Annotated in this window: 11 protein-coding genes; 6 read left to right on the top strand and 5 right to left on the bottom strand. The window is 59.1% G+C overall.

The features are described 5' to 3' along the window. Positions 1-116: 116 nt before the first annotated feature. Positions 117-1334: a bifunctional glutamate N-acetyltransferase/amino-acid acetyltransferase ArgJ gene (gene argJ, locus ACIQU2_RS18330; protein ID WP_403143117.1), complete on the bottom strand. Its 1218-nt coding sequence runs from the start codon at positions 1332-1334 to the stop codon at positions 117-119. A 122-nt stretch (positions 1335-1456) separates the two neighbouring features. Next, on the bottom strand, positions 1457-4192 hold the full coding sequence (gene secA, locus ACIQU2_RS18325) for a preprotein translocase subunit SecA (protein ID WP_347803494.1): 2736 nt from the start codon (positions 4190-4192) through the stop codon (positions 1457-1459). Between the two features lie 307 nt (positions 4193-4499). On the opposite strand from secA, the gene ACIQU2_RS18320 reads away from it, so the two are divergent. Beyond that, positions 4500-4955: a DUF721 domain-containing protein gene (locus ACIQU2_RS18320; RefSeq protein WP_111451433.1), complete on the top strand. Its 456-nt coding sequence runs from the start codon at positions 4500-4502 to the stop codon at positions 4953-4955. Between the two features lie 120 nt (positions 4956-5075). Here the strand turns inward: ACIQU2_RS18320 and ACIQU2_RS18315 are convergent, their stop codons facing one another. Then, positions 5076-6563 (bottom strand): helicase HerA-like domain-containing protein, encoded by a 1488-nt coding sequence (locus tag ACIQU2_RS18315; protein ID WP_403143113.1) that lies wholly within the window; start codon positions 6561-6563, stop codon positions 5076-5078. A gap of 189 nt (positions 6564-6752) precedes the next feature. On the opposite strand from ACIQU2_RS18315, the gene ACIQU2_RS18310 reads away from it, so the two are divergent. The 4 genes from ACIQU2_RS18310 to ACIQU2_RS18295 all read left to right on the top strand — a co-directional run bounded on the left by ACIQU2_RS18310 (position 6753) and on the right by ACIQU2_RS18295 (position 11717). Beyond that, complete coding sequence (locus tag ACIQU2_RS18310; RefSeq protein ID WP_403143111.1) at positions 6753-8642, top strand: methyl-accepting chemotaxis protein; 1890 nt, start codon at positions 6753-6755, stop codon at positions 8640-8642. A gap of 192 nt (positions 8643-8834) precedes the next feature. Further along, on the top strand, positions 8835-9956 hold the full coding sequence (locus ACIQU2_RS18305; protein ID WP_403143109.1) for a glycosyltransferase family 4 protein: 1122 nt from the start codon (positions 8835-8837) through the stop codon (positions 9954-9956). Further along, a complete protein-coding gene (locus ACIQU2_RS18300; protein ID WP_403143105.1) occupies positions 9949-10725 on the top strand; it encodes a DUF2334 domain-containing protein in 777 nt (258 codons plus the stop codon). Before ACIQU2_RS18305 ends, ACIQU2_RS18300 begins: the two co-directional genes overlap by 8 nt. After that, positions 10722-11717, top strand: coding sequence for a YbhN family protein (locus ACIQU2_RS18295; protein WP_403143103.1), 996 nt, complete (start codon positions 10722-10724; stop codon positions 11715-11717). The genes ACIQU2_RS18300 and ACIQU2_RS18295 overlap by 4 nt, the downstream gene beginning before the upstream one ends. A 72-nt stretch (positions 11718-11789) precedes the next feature. On the opposite strand, the gene ACIQU2_RS18290 is transcribed toward ACIQU2_RS18295, so the two are convergent. Together ACIQU2_RS18290 and purU are read right to left on the bottom strand one after the other, a co-directional pair. Beyond that, entirely contained in the window at positions 11790-11966 is a 177-nt protein-coding gene (locus tag ACIQU2_RS18290) for a hypothetical protein (RefSeq protein ID WP_347806216.1), read from the bottom strand. An 86-nt stretch (positions 11967-12052) separates the two neighbouring features. After that, positions 12053-12901 carry a formyltetrahydrofolate deformylase gene (gene purU, locus ACIQU2_RS18285; RefSeq protein WP_074879520.1) on the bottom strand — a complete coding sequence of 283 codons (849 nt, stop codon included), beginning with the start codon at positions 12899-12901 and terminating at the stop codon, positions 12053-12055. Between the two features lie 339 nt (positions 12902-13240). Between purU and mvaT the strand changes: the two genes are divergently transcribed. Further along, the gene (gene mvaT, locus ACIQU2_RS18280; RefSeq protein ID WP_007933316.1) at positions 13241-13618 is read left to right on the top strand and encodes a histone-like nucleoid-structuring protein MvaT; all 378 of its coding nucleotides are present in this window, start codon (positions 13241-13243) and stop codon (positions 13616-13618) included. Positions 13619-13687: the final 69 nt, after the last annotated feature.

The following is a 13687-nucleotide window of genomic DNA, read 5'->3' as shown; positions in this document are numbered from 1 at the left end:
CAGAATCTCTAGCGTCTGGTAGTCCGTCATCGCGAGCAAGCTCGCTCCCACACTGGATTTGCGGCGTTCACAAAACTTGTGGGAGCGAGCTTGCTCGCGATGGGGCCAACTCGGTCTTAAGTGCGGTATTCGGCGTTGATCTTCACGTATTCGTGGGAAAGGTCGGTGGTCCAGATGGTTTCGCTGCAATCACCGCGACCCAGTTCGATACGGATCGTGATTTCTTCCTGCTGCATCACGGCCGCGCCCTGGGCTTCGGTGTAGGTCGATGCACGAGCGCCACGGCTGGCGATACAGACATCACCGAGGAACACGTCGATTTTGCTCACGTCCAGGTTCGGTACGCCGGCACGGCCCACGGCAGCCAGAATGCGGCCCCAGTTCGGGTCGGAGGCGAACAGTGCGGTCTTGATCAGCGGCGAGTGAGCCACGGTGTAACCGACGTCCAGGCATTCCTGGTGATTGCCGCCGCCGTTGACTTCAACGGTCACAAACTTGGTCGCGCCTTCGCCATCGCGAACGATGGCCTGGGCCACGTCCATGCACACTTCGAACACGGCCTGTTTCAGCTTGGCGAACAAATCACCGCTGGCCTCAGTGATTTCCGGCAGTGCAGCCTGACCGGTGGCGATCAGCATGCAGCAGTCGTTAGTCGAGGTGTCGCCGTCGATGGTGATGCGGTTGAACGACTTGTTGGCACCGTCCAGCAGCAGGTTTTGCAGCACGTCGCGGGAGACTTTGGCGTCGGTGGCGATGTAGCCGAGCATGGTCGCCATGTTCGGGCGGATCATACCCGCGCCTTTGCTGATACCGGTGACGGTGATGGTCACGCCGTCATGCTGGAACTGGCGGCTGGCACCTTTTGGCAGGGTGTCGGTGGTCATGATGCCGGTGGCGGCAGCTTCCCAGTTGTTGACCGACAGGTCGTCGAGGGCGGCTTGCAGAGCCCCTTCGATTTTCTCGACGGGCAGCGGCTCGCCGATCACACCGGTGGAGTACGGCAGCACCAGGCTGGCGTCGACGCCGGCCAACTCAGCCAGCTTGGCGCACGTGCGCTCGGCGGCGGCAAGACCTGGTTCGCCAGTCCCGGCGTTGGCATTGCCGGTATTGGTCAACAGGTAACGCACCGGACCTTGCACACGCTGCTTGGCCAGGATCACGGGAGCCGCGCAAAAGGCGTTCAGGGTGAACACGCCAGCGACCGTGGAACCTTCGGCACAGCGCATGACCACGACATCCTTGCGCCCCGGGCGCTTGATGCCAGCCGAGGCGATACCGAGTTCAAAACCGGCAACCGGGTGCAACGTTGGCAAAGGACCAAGACCAACAGCCATGAATGCGCTCCTTAATAAATGATGTCGGCACCGCTTTCAGGAAGAACGGTGGTTTAAATGGCAAAACGCCGCGACGGCATAAGCCGGTCGCGGCGCGGGTATTTCAGCGTATGAAACGGGCTTTACTGGATCTGCCCGTGGCAATGCTTGAACTTCTTGCCCGAACCGCAGTAGCAAAGTTCGTTGCGGCCCAGCTTCTGTTCGTTGCGTACCGGAGCGGTGGCAAGGGCGACATCGACCTCTTCACCCAGCAGTTCCGGTTGCTCAAGCCCCGGTGCTTCGTCGTGCTGGAACTGCATGCGCGCAGCCAGCGCTTCGGCTTCCTGACGCAGGCGCTGTTCTTCTTCGATCGGATCTTCGCGGCGAACCTGAACGTGGGACAGCACACGGATCGAGTCGCGCTTGATCGAATCCAGCAGCTCGGAGAACAGCGTGAAGGACTCGCGCTTGTACTCTTGCTTCGGGTTCTTCTGTGCATAACCACGCAAGTGGATGCCATGACGCAGGTGATCCATGGTCGACAGGTGGTCTTTCCACAGGTCGTCGAGCACACGCAGAACGATTTGCTTCTCGAAGGTGCGCAGCGCCTCGGCGCTCGCCTGCTCTTCTTTCTCGTTGTACGCGGCCAGCAGCTCGGTCATGAGCTTCTCGCGCAGGGTTTCTTCGTACAGGTGGTCGTCTTCGTCGAGCCATTTCTGGATCGGCAGCGCCACACCGAAGTCGCTCTGCAACGCCGCTTCCAGACCGGCAACGTCCCACTGCTCAGGCAGCGATTGCGGTGGAATGTGTGCGCTGACCGTTGCGTTGAGCACGTCCTGACGGAAGTCGGCGATGGTTTCACCGATGTTGTCGGCGGCCAACAAACTGTTACGCATGTGATAGATCACTTTACGTTGTTCGTTGTTGACGTCGTCGAACTCGAGCAGTTGCTTACGAATGTCGAAGTTGCGGCCTTCAACCTTGCGCTGAGCCTTCTCGATGGCGTTGGTCACCATGCGGTGCTCGATCGCCTCGCCAGGCTGCATGCCCAGGGCCTTCATGAAGTTCTTCACCCGATCAGAGGCGAAGATGCGCATCAGGCTGTCTTCCAGCGACAGGTAGAAACGGCTGGAACCGGCGTCACCCTGACGACCGGCACGACCACGCAGCTGGTTGTCGATACGGCGCGATTCGTGACGCTCGGAAGCAATCACCTGCAAACCGCCCGACTCGAGCACTTGCTGGTGACGTTTCTGCCAGTCGGCCTTGATCTGGGCAATCTGCTCAGGGGTCGGGTCTTCCAGGGTTGCCACTTCCACTTCCCAGTTACCGCCCAACAGGATGTCGGTACCACGACCGGCCATGTTGGTGGCGATGGTCAGTGCGCCTGGGCGACCGGCCTGGGCAATGATCTCGGCTTCTTTTTCGTGGAACTTGGCGTTCAGAACCTTGTGTTCGATGCCTTCCTTCTGCAGCAGCGCAGACATGTGCTCGGAAGTTTCGATGGTTGCAGTACCCACCAGTACCGGACGGCCCTGGGTCATGCATTCCTTGATGTCATTGATGATCGCCGCGTATTTCTCTTCGGCGGTCAGGAACACCAGGTCGTTGTAGTCTTTACGCGCCAGCGGTTTGTTCGGCGGGATAACCATCACCGACAGACCGTAGATCTGGTGGAATTCGAACGCTTCGGTGTCGGCGGTACCGGTCATGCCGGACAGCTTGTTGTACAGACGGAAGTAGTTCTGGAACGTGGTCGAGGCCAGGGTCTGGCTTTCGGCCTGAATGTTCAGGTTTTCCTTGGCTTCGATGGCCTGGTGCAGGCCTTCGGACAGACGGCGACCCGGCATGGTGCGACCGGTGTGTTCGTCGACCAGAACGACCTGGCCATCCTGCACGATGTATTCGACATTGCGATTGAACAGTTTATGAGCGCGCAGACCGGCATAAACGTGAGTCAGCAGACCAAGGTTGTGCGCCGAGTACAGGCTCTCGCCTTCAGCCAGCAGGCCAACGCGGGTCAGCATGTCTTCGATGAACTGGTGACCGGCTTCGTTGAGCTCAACCTGACGGGTCTTCTCGTCGACGGTGTAGTGGCCGGCCTTGGTGACTTCGCCTTCAACTTCTTCGATGTGCAACTCAAGCTGCGGGATCAGTTTGTTGATCTCGATGTACAGCTTGGAGCTGTCCTCGGCCTGACCGGAAATGATCAGCGGGGTACGGGCTTCGTCGATGAGGATGGAGTCGACTTCGTCGATCACGGCAAAATTGAGTTCGCGCTGGAATTTTTCTTCCATGCTGAACGCCATGTTGTCGCGCAGGTAGTCGAAACCGAATTCGTTGTTGGTGCCGTAGGTAATGTCGGCAGCGTATGCCAGACGTTTCTCTTCCGGCGGCTGGAACGGCGTGACAACACCGACCGACATTCCGAGGAATTCGTAGAGCGGACGCATCCAGTTGGCGTCACGACGGGCCAGGTAGTCGTTCACCGTCACAACGTGCACGCCCTTGCCGGACAGCGCGTTGAGGTAAACGCCCAGTGTTGCCACCAGGGTCTTGCCTTCACCGGTACGCATTTCCGCGATCTGGCCTTCATGCAAGGTCATGCCGCCGATCAGCTGGACATCGAAGTGGCGCATACCCATGACGCGCTTACCGGCTTCGCGGGCGACCGCAAAGGCTTCTGGCAGCAGCTTGTCGAGGGTTTCCCCTTTGGCGATGCGGGCCTTGAACTCATCTGTCTTGGCACGCAATTGATCGTCCGAAAGGGCCACCATTTGCTCTTCGAAGGCATTGACGAGTTGCACCGTCTTGAGCATGCGTTTGACTTCACGCTCGTTCTTGCTTCCAAAAAGTTTCTTTAACAAAGGCGCAAACATATCGGCAGGATCTTCCACACTAAAGGGATGGAGGGCGGCCCCGTGAGTCGCCCGAGCAGCCCTCATGGCCGCATGCGAACGAGCATTCTACCCGGAAACGATGGTGAGGAAAGTGGCGTTATTCCACGATGCTGGCACAGCGCTGTGACGGGGCTCACTTAAAATAAGGGCTTTTTGCTGAACTTCAAGCCATTCACGGCACAAGTTACTTGTTGATTTAATGGGTAAAGCGCTCGCAAAGCAATGGCTCGGGTGCATCCGGTGCTTTCTGCTACCATGGCGGCTCTGTTACTTCAGGTGTCTGATCATGGCATTTCGCCCTCTTACGGCCAGAGCACCCGCCGTCCTGCTTCGCGAAGCCAAACCGCTGAAAGCCATCTTCGGCCACGCTCAACGCCTGGGTCATTTACAACGTCTGCTGGAAAGCCAATTGCAGCCCGCCGCCCGCGAGCATTGCCATGTGGCGTCGTGGCGCGAAGGCAGTTTGTTGCTGATAGTGACCGACGGTCATTGGGCAACCCGCCTGCGTTATCAGCAAAAGCGTCTGCAACGGCAACTACAGATGTTCGACGAATTCGCCAGCCTGACGCGGATTCTGTTCAAGGTCCAGCCGCCCACGGTTCAGCAAGGGGCGGCTGGCCATACCATCAGCTTGTCGACCGATGCAGGCGCGACCATTCAGGCCACAGCCGACGGGATCAGCGATCCGAATCTGCGGGCGGCTCTGGAGCGGTTGGCGGCGCACGCCAAACCCAAGGCATGACATTGAACCCATGTGGGAGCGAGCTTGCTCGCGATAGCGGTGTATCAGTCAACATATGCGTTGAATGTGAGACCGCAATCGCGAGCAAGCTCGCTCCCACATTTTGACCGAGCCCGCTTGCTAGCGGCGTTTGCTGCCACCGAGTAGCGAGCCCATCAACCCGCGTACCAACTGTCGGCCCAATTGATTGGCCGCCTGGCGCATCGCTGATTTCAGTGCCTGCCCCGCCGCGGTGCCGAGGAATTCCCCGGCCTTGTCGGTGAAGCTTGGCTCTTCGGCTGCCGGTTTGCCCGGAACAGCGTCAGGCTCTGGCGCCAACCCTTTGCGCCCCATCAACACTTCATAAGCCGATTCGCGATCAACGGGTTTGTCATACCGCCCCTTGAATGGCGACCCCGAGATCAGCACTGTGCGTTCAGTCTCGCTCAGTGGCCCGATCCGCGATTGCGGCGGTGCCACCAAAACCCGCTGGACCATCTCCGGCGTGCCCTTGTCCTGCAACGTGCCGACCAACGCCTCGCCGATTCCAAGCTCGGTCAGCACCGACAAGGCATCGAACGTCGGGTTCGGCCGGAAGCCTTCGGCCACCGCTCGCAAGGATTTCTGTTCCTTGGCGGTGAACGCGCGCAGGCCATGCTGAACGCGCAGACCGAGCTGAGCCAGCACGTCATCCGGCAAATCGCCCGGCGATTGCGTGACGAAATACACGCCAACGCCTTTCGAGCGTATCAACCGCACCACCTGCTCAAGACGATCCTGCAAAGCCTTTGGCGTACCGGTGAACAATAAATGCGCTTCGTCGAAAAACAACGCCAGCAGCGGTTTGTCCGAATCCCCCCGCTCTGGCAATTGCTCGAACAGTTCGGCCAGCAGCCACAACAGGAACGTTGCGTAGACCTTCGGCGCTTCATGCACCAGACGGCTGGCATCGAGCAAGTGAATGCGCCCGCGACCCTCGGCGGTCGGCTGCAGAATGTCTTCGAGTTGCAGCGCCGGCTCACCGAACAGCGCTTCGGCGCCCTGCTGTTCCAGGGTCGCCAGACGCCGCAACAGTGCCTGACTGGAACCGGTGGTCAGCAGCGCGGCGTCGTCACCCAGCAATTCGGGGTTGTCACGCAGGTGATTGAGCAGTGCCTTCAGGTCCTTGAGGTCCAGCAGCAACAGCCCTTCACGGTCCGCCACCTTGAACGCGGCGTACAGCGCCGACTGTTGACTGTCGGTCAGCTCCAGCAGGCTGCCAATCAATAACGGCCCCATTTCGCTCAAGGTTGTGCGCAACGGATGACCGGACTGACCGTGAATGTCCCACAGGGTCACCGGATACGCTTGAGGTGTGTGGTTCAGCCAGGGCATCCCGGCGATCCGCTCGGCGATTTTGCCTTGAGGGTTGCCGGCAGCGCCCAGACCACACAGGTCACCCTTGATATCGGCGGCGAACACCGCCACGCCGGCATCGCTGAATGCTTCGGCCATCCGTTGCAAGGTGACGGTTTTGCCCGTCCCGGTAGCGCCCGCGACCAAACCATGACGGTTCGCCAGACGCATGGCCTGGGCAATCGGCTGCCCGGCGAGGTCGGCGCCGATAACGAGTTGTAATGAGTCAGGCATTTTGTCACCCATGGTTAATCTTTGATCCTTCACGGCCGATAGAAATAAGCGAGAGACCCAACTGAAAGCAAGGTCCGACATTCCCCTATGGAGAGCAGGAATTACCGACTCGCTCCGTTGCGCACTCATTTTGCGCGCATTAACAGCAACACGCCCCGAACAATAAGACCTTAGCGGACACCCCGAGCCATGAACAAAAATCTGCGCTTCAGCCATAAAATCCTGCTTGCCGCCGCCCTGATCGTCATTGCCGCCTTCGCCTCGTTCACGCTGTACAACGACTATTTGCAGCGCAACGCCATTCGCGAAGACCTGGATAACTACCTCAATGAGATGGGAGACGTCACCGCCAACAACATCCAGACCTGGCTGGCCGGTCGTATCCTGCTGATCGACAACCTCGCCCAGAACATCGCCATCAACCCCGAACAGGCCACCGTCTCCAGCCTGCTTGAGCAGAAAGCCCTGACGTCGACCTTCATGGCGTCCTACCTGGGCGACGCCACCGGCCACTTCACCATCCGCCCGGATGCGAAGATGCCCGACGGCTTCGACCCACGGGTTCGCCCTTGGTACAAAGGCGCGGAAAGCAGCAGCACCGCCACACTGACCGAACCCTACATCGACGCGGCCACCGGCCAAACCATCATCTCGATCGCCACCGCCTCGAAAAAAGCCGGGCAAAGCGTGGGTGTGGTGGGCGGCGACCTGAGCCTGCAAACCCTGATCGACACCCTCAGCGCCCGCGACTTCAACGGCATGGGTTACGCGTTTCTGGTCAGCGCCGACGGCAAGATTCTGGTCCACCCGGACAAAACCATGGTGATGAAGTCCCTGAGCGAGGCATACCCGAAAAATACCCCGCGCCTGAGCAGCGACTTCAGTGAAGTGGAGGTCGACGGCAAAACCCGCATCGTCACCTTCACCCCGATCAAAGGCCTGCCATCAGTCAACTGGTACATCGGTCTGTCGGTAGATAAAGATAAAGCCTTCTCGATGCTCAGCGAATTCCGCGCCTCGGCAGTCGTTGCGACGGTCATTGCCGTGGCCATCATCATCGCTCTGCTGGGCATGCTCATCCGCATCCTGATCCAGCCGCTGCACGTCATGACCCGCGCCATGGCAGACATCGCCGACGGCGAAGGCGACCTGACCAAACGCCTGACCATCCAGAACAACGACGAATTCGGTGTCCTCGGTACCGCGTTCAACCGCTTCGTGGAACGCATTCATGGTTCGATCCGCGAAGTGTCGTCGGCCACCGGGCAAGTCAACGAAGTGGCTTTGCGTGTAGTGGCCGCCTCGAACTCCTCGATGTTCAACTCCGACCAACAAGCTTCGCGCACCAGCAGCGTGGCCGCGGCGATCAACCAGCTCGGCGCCGCCGCTCAGGAAATCGCCCGCAACGCAGCACAAGCATCGAGTCAGGCCAGCGATGCCCGCAGCCTGGCCGAAGATGGTCAGCAAGTGGTGGATCGCAGCATTGTCGCGATGAATCAGCTGTCGAGCATGCTCAGCGCCTCAAGCACCAACATCGAATCGCTGAACAGCAAAACCGTGAACATCGGGCAGATTCTCGAAGTGATCACCAGCATCTCCCAGCAAACCAACCTGCTGGCGCTGAACGCGGCCATCGAAGCAGCACGTGCCGGTGAAGCCGGTCGGGGTTTTGCCGTGGTGGCCGATGAAGTGCGCAACCTGGCGCACCGCACTCAGGAATCGGCGCAGCAGGTGCAGACCATGATTGAGGAGTTGCAAATCGGCGCCCGCGAATCCGTCAGCACCATGAGCGACAGCCAGCGCCACAGTCAGGACAGCGTCGAAATCGCCAACCTGGCCGGTGAGCGGTTGAACAGCGTGACGTTGCGTATTGGCGAGATTGACGGGATGAACCAGTCGGTGGCCACGGCGACCGAGGAACAGACTGCGGTGGTGGAGTCGATCAACGTCGACATTACCGAGATCAACACACTGAATCAGGAAGGGGTGGAAAACCTGCAATCGACGTTGCGGGCGTGCTCGGATCTTGAGCAGCAGGCGGCGCGCCTGAAACAGTTGGTGGGAAGTTTCCGTATCTAGTGTCTGATCCGCCCTCTTCGCGAGCAGGCTCGCTCCCACAAGTACAGCGCCAGACCTTGTGGGAGCGAGCCTGCTCGCGATAGCGGTCTGTAACACACCGCAAAACCCCGCTGCCCCTCCCCCGCCACAAAACCCCAACCGAACATCTATCCTTCATAAAGGTCAACCAAGGGAGCCCAACGGACCGGAGGGATGTTCATCATGCATATCGCTGACATAACCATGTTCTACGCCCCTGCCAGCGGTGGCGTGCGCACTTATCTGGATGCAAAACACCGTCGCCTGGGCATCAAGCCGGGCATTCGCCACAGCCTGCTGATCCCCGGGGCTTACTTAAGTGAACAGGATGGCGTTTACACGGTTCCGGCCCCCGCCCTGCCCTTTGGCAAGGGTTATCGATTCCCCCTCCGTCTCGCGCCATGGCGCAATGTTCTGCAGGATTTACAGCCCGACCTGATCGAGGTCGGCGACCCCTACCTCACCGCATGGGCGGCCCTCGACGCCCGGCGGCAACTCGATGTCCCGGTGATCGGCTTTTATCATTCGGACCTGCCACTGCTGGTCAGCAATCGGATGGGCAACTGGGTCACCACCAACGTCGAAGCCTATGTCAGCAAACTCTATGGCAACTTCGATCGGGTTCTGGCGCCCAGCCAGATCATGGCCGACAAGCTGATCGGACTGGGGGTGAAGAACGTTTTCGTGCAACCGCTGGGCGTCGACTTGCAAACCTTCAATCCCTCTGCACGAGACACAGGCCTGCGGGCCGAATTGGGCATTGATGAAAACACTCATTTGCTGATCTTCGCCGGGCGCGGCTCCAAGGAAAAAAACCTGCCGGTGCTGCTCGACTGCATGAAACGCCTGGGCCGACGCTATCACCTGCTGCTGGTAGGTTCGTCGATGCCGGCCGCAGTGCCCGACAACGTTACCGTGATCGGTGAGTTCTGTCCGGCGGCACACGTGGCGCGATTGATGGCCAGCGCCGATGCGCTGCTGCATGCAGGTGATCAGGAAACATTCGGCCTGGTGGTTCTTGAAGCCATGGCCAGTGGCATTCCGGTGGTGGCCGTGGCGGCCGGGGCCTTTCAGGAAATCATCACCGATCAATGCGGCCTGCTCTGCCCGCCGAATAATCCATTGGCGATGGCCAACGCCGTACGCGAGCTGTTCAGTTCGGGCAGCGTCGTTTTGGGCAAACAGGCCCGCAGCCATGTCGAGCGGCATTACTCCTGGGACACGGTAGTCAACAGCCTGCTGGGGCACTATCACGCCGTGCTCGGCAGCCACTTGCCGCTGACGGCCAATGGTTGAGCCCATGAACCCGCCCAGCCTGTTACTCGTCTTGCACGACGTCGCACCGCAAACCTGGGCCGATTATCAACCCTTTGTCGAAGCCGTCGACGCCTTGGGCGAGGTGCCGATGACCTGGTTGGTGGTGCCCAATTTCCACAAACACAACGATCTGGAGGGGCATCCGGGATTTCGACGTTTACTCACCCGTCGTATCGCCCGAGGTGACGAACTGGCATTGCACGGTTACTTTCATTGCGATGAAGAGCCCACCCCCAACACGCCACGAGACTGGTTCATGCGCAGGATCTACACCCACGAAGGCGAGTTTTACAGCCTGTCTCAAGAAGCCGCCCTCGCCCGCCTGCGCGCCGGCATCGAAGTGTTCCACCGTTATCACTGGCCGCTGGAGGGCTTCGTCGCCCCGGCCTGGTTGATGAGCGAAGGGACGCGCCAGGCCTTGCGCCAGTTACCCCTGAGTTACACCAGCGATCCTCAGCATCTGTATCGTCTGCCGGACTTCACCGAGGTCGATGCGCCCGGCCTGGTCTGGAGTGCGCGCAGTGCCTGGCGCCGGGGGTTGTCGAAGTTCGTCAGCGATCAACGCGAGCAACGCTGGCAGCAAGCACCGGTGATTCGTCTTGGCTTGCACCCGGTGGATATGCGCCACGAGTTCTCGCGCACTTACTGGCTGCAAACCCTCAAGCGCTTGCTCGACGAGGGACGTGTGCCGATGACCAAGGCACGCTGGCTGGCGCTGCAAAGCGACCGTATGGGTCGCGCCGCATGAGTCGCGGGATTCTGCTGCTCGTCGCGCTGCTCGCTGCGGTGCTGATTCCGTCGCTGCTGGGCGGTAACGAAACCTGGTATCGACTGCAAAGCTTTCCGCTGACATGGTTACTGATCATGTTCGGCATGATCCTGCTGTGCTGGGTGCTGAACACGATGCGCTTGCGCCTGTTGCTAGGAGATCAGCGCGACAAGGTGGGCCCGCTGAAAAGTCTCGGGGTGGTGATGGCCGCCGAATTCGCCTATTGCGCTACCCCCGGCGGCAGCGGCGGACCGCTGACCATCATGGCGCTGCTGGCGCGCAATGGCGTGCGTCCGGCCAGGGGCAGCGCCGTGTTTGCCATGGATCAGCTGAGCGATTTGCTTTTTTTTCTTTGTGCGCTGAGCGGAATCCTGATTTATGCGTTGTTCCAGCACCTCAGCCAACGCATGGAATGGCTGCTGACCGTCAGCGCCATTTCGATGTTCGGCGGGTTGTTCAGTTGCGTGGTGGTCGCCCGCTACCATCGAGTACTGATTCGTCTGAGCGGTCGATTGCTCGCTCGCCTGAATGTCAAAGCCACCACGCGCGTACGCTGGGCGCGAAAACTCCTGCACTTTCTGGCGGCGTTCACGGACACACTGAAGCTGCCTTTTCAGACGCTCATCACGGTGTTTGCCCTGACTTGCCTGCATTGGATCTTGCGCTATAGCGTGCTGTATCTGGCGTTGCGTGGGCTCGGGGCGGATTTGCAGTGGGCCTGGAGCTTTCTGATCCAGATGCTCTCGCTAAGTGCGGGGCAGTTCAGCCTGTTGCCGGGCGGTGCCGGGGCGGCGGAGCTAACCTCGGCGGCGCTGCTGGCGCCGATGGTAGGAAAATCCACCGCGGCGGCGGCGATTCTGATCTGGCGGGCGGTGACTTATTACTTTTATCTGGTAGTCGGCGGGCCGGTATTTTTACTGATGCTTGGGCGGCCGCTGCTGAAGAAGTTGATGAAATTCAAACAGGCCTAAAAGATCGCAGCCTGCGGCAGCTCCTACAGGGGTACGCGATCCATGTAGGAGCTGCCGCAGGCTGCGATCTTTTTAGGCCTCCCCGATTTCTTCGTTGGACTCCGGATTCAACTGTTCCCACAACTCGGCGGCACCGGGAAACTCCGTGCCGTCTTCAGGGTTCATGTCATCCGGGTCGTAACGACTCAAACACCCCTCGCCCAACGTGGCAGGAGCCTTGGAGGTCGCTTTGTCCAGCGGATCGGCCATGGTCATGTCCTCAGTGCAGAAACGGCGAAGGGCCTGAAGCGATTGAACGCCCAGGCCCTTCTAATTTCAACCGTGTTGTATCGCTGTCAGAACACCACGGTTTTGTTGCCGTGCACCAGCACCCGATCTTCCAGGTGATAACGCAGACCACGGGCCAGCACCATCTTTTCGACGTCCCGACCGAAACGCACCATGTCGTCGATGCTGTCACTGTGGCTGACCCGAACGACGTCCTGTTCGATGATCGGACCGGCATCCAGCTCTTCGGTCACATAGTGGCAAGTAGCGCCAATCAACTTCACGCCACGCATCGATGCCTGGTGATACGGCTTGGCACCGACGAACGACGGCAGGAAGCTGTGGTGAATGTTGATGACCTTGTGAGCATATTCGCTGCACAACTCGGGCGGCAGGATTTGCATGTAGCGGGCAAGTACGACCACTTCGGCATCGTGTTGTTTGACCAGGCGCGAGACTTCGGCGAAGGCCGGCTCTTTATCCTGCGGATTGACCGGTACGTGGTAATACGGAATCCCGTGCCACTCGACCATGCTGCGCAAGTCGTCATGGTTGGAGATCACGCAGGAAATTTCGCAATCCAGCTCATCACTGTGCCAGCGATGCAACAAGTCGGCGAGGCAGTGAGACTCGCGACTGGCCATCAGTACCACGCGCTTTTTCTGCTCGGTATCGGTGATGCGCCAGTTCATCGAGAACTCTTCGGCAATCGGTGCAAACGCTTCGCGAAAGGCATCGATACCAAAGGGCAGCGAATCGGCACGAATTTCGTGACGCATGAAGAACCAGCCACTGAGATTGTCCGAGTGATGGCTCGCTTCAGTGATCCAGCCGTTATGTGACGCCAGAAAGTTACTGACTTTAGCAACGATGCCGACGCGGTCCGGGCAAGCAATCACCAGCCGAAAAGTGCGCATGAGGGTCAAACTCCAGAACTTCGCAAAGGCGGCCATTCTAGCGATTGCGCAGCAAAACTGCAGTATTGATGACGTTTGGCCCGACACAAAGGTAAGCGGCACAGGTTCTGGTAGCACCTGCAACCCGCGCGATGGTGTTCCTGTTGCCAATCTTCAAGTGCCCAATTGTGAATATTCGTGATGACTGCATCACACTATTTAACTACACCGGTAATTTATGCCTATTCACCGTAACTAATTTAAATAAAACTCCGGTTAAATGTTTACTTGGTGAAACACCCTGACTATTATTGCCGCACTGTCACCTGCCATCCAGCGCCCCAACATAAGGTAGTCCTCATGTCCTTGATCAACGAATACCGCGCCACCGAAGAAGCTATCAAAGAGCTGCAAGCCCGTTTGAAGAACCTGTCCCAAGACGACAAACTGCAAACCGAGCTGGAATTCGAAGGCAAACTGCGCACCCTGATGGGCGAGTACTCCAAGTCTCTGCGTGACATCATTGCGCTATTGGATCCAGAGTCCAAAACCAAAGCACCACGCGGCGGCGCAGTAAAAACTACTGGCACCAAGCGTGCTCGCAAAGTTAAACAATACAAAAACCCGCACAACGGCGAAGTCATCGAAACCAAAGGTGGCAACCACAAAACGCTGAAAGAGTGGAAAGCCAAGTGGGGCGGTGACGTGGTTGAAGGCTGGGCTACCCTGCTGGGCTAAGCCGCAGAGCTTGTCGCAGACTCATCCGCGACAAAAAAGAACGCCAGCATCTGCTGGCGTTTTTTTATG

This window comes from Pseudomonas sp. NPDC098740, assembly GCF_044760065.1.
GTDB classification, from domain to species: Bacteria; Pseudomonadota; Gammaproteobacteria; order Pseudomonadales; family Pseudomonadaceae; genus Aquipseudomonas; species Aquipseudomonas rossensis.
The sequence above is the reverse complement of the archived record's forward strand: the minus strand, read 5'-3'. Positions and strand labels throughout refer to the sequence as shown.

Coding starts and splice junctions, on each gene's coding strand:
- argJ (WP_403143117.1), bottom strand. CDS start 1,334: ATGGCTGTTGGTCTTGGTCCTTTGCCAACGTTGCACCCGGTTGCCGGT.
- ACIQU2_RS18300 (WP_403143105.1), top strand. CDS start 9,949: ATGGTTGAGCCCATGAACCCGCCCAGCCTGTTACTCGTCTTGCACGAC.
- ACIQU2_RS18310 (WP_403143111.1), top strand. CDS start 6,753: ATGAACAAAAATCTGCGCTTCAGCCATAAAATCCTGCTTGCCGCCGCC.
- secA (WP_347803494.1), bottom strand. CDS start 4,192: ATGTTTGCGCCTTTGTTAAAGAAACTTTTTGGAAGCAAGAACGAGCGT.
- ACIQU2_RS18320 (WP_111451433.1), top strand. CDS start 4,500: ATGGCATTTCGCCCTCTTACGGCCAGAGCACCCGCCGTCCTGCTTCGC.
- ACIQU2_RS18295 (WP_403143103.1), top strand. CDS start 10,722: ATGAGTCGCGGGATTCTGCTGCTCGTCGCGCTGCTCGCTGCGGTGCTG.
- ACIQU2_RS18305 (WP_403143109.1), top strand. CDS start 8,835: ATGTTCATCATGCATATCGCTGACATAACCATGTTCTACGCCCCTGCC.
- purU (WP_074879520.1), bottom strand. CDS start 12,901: ATGCGCACTTTTCGGCTGGTGATTGCTTGCCCGGACCGCGTCGGCATC.
- ACIQU2_RS18290 (WP_347806216.1), bottom strand. CDS start 11,966: ATGGCCGATCCGCTGGACAAAGCGACCTCCAAGGCTCCTGCCACGTTG.
- ACIQU2_RS18315 (WP_403143113.1), bottom strand. CDS start 6,563: ATGCCTGACTCATTACAACTCGTTATCGGCGCCGACCTCGCCGGGCAG.
- mvaT (WP_007933316.1), top strand. CDS start 13,241: ATGTCCTTGATCAACGAATACCGCGCCACCGAAGAAGCTATCAAAGAG.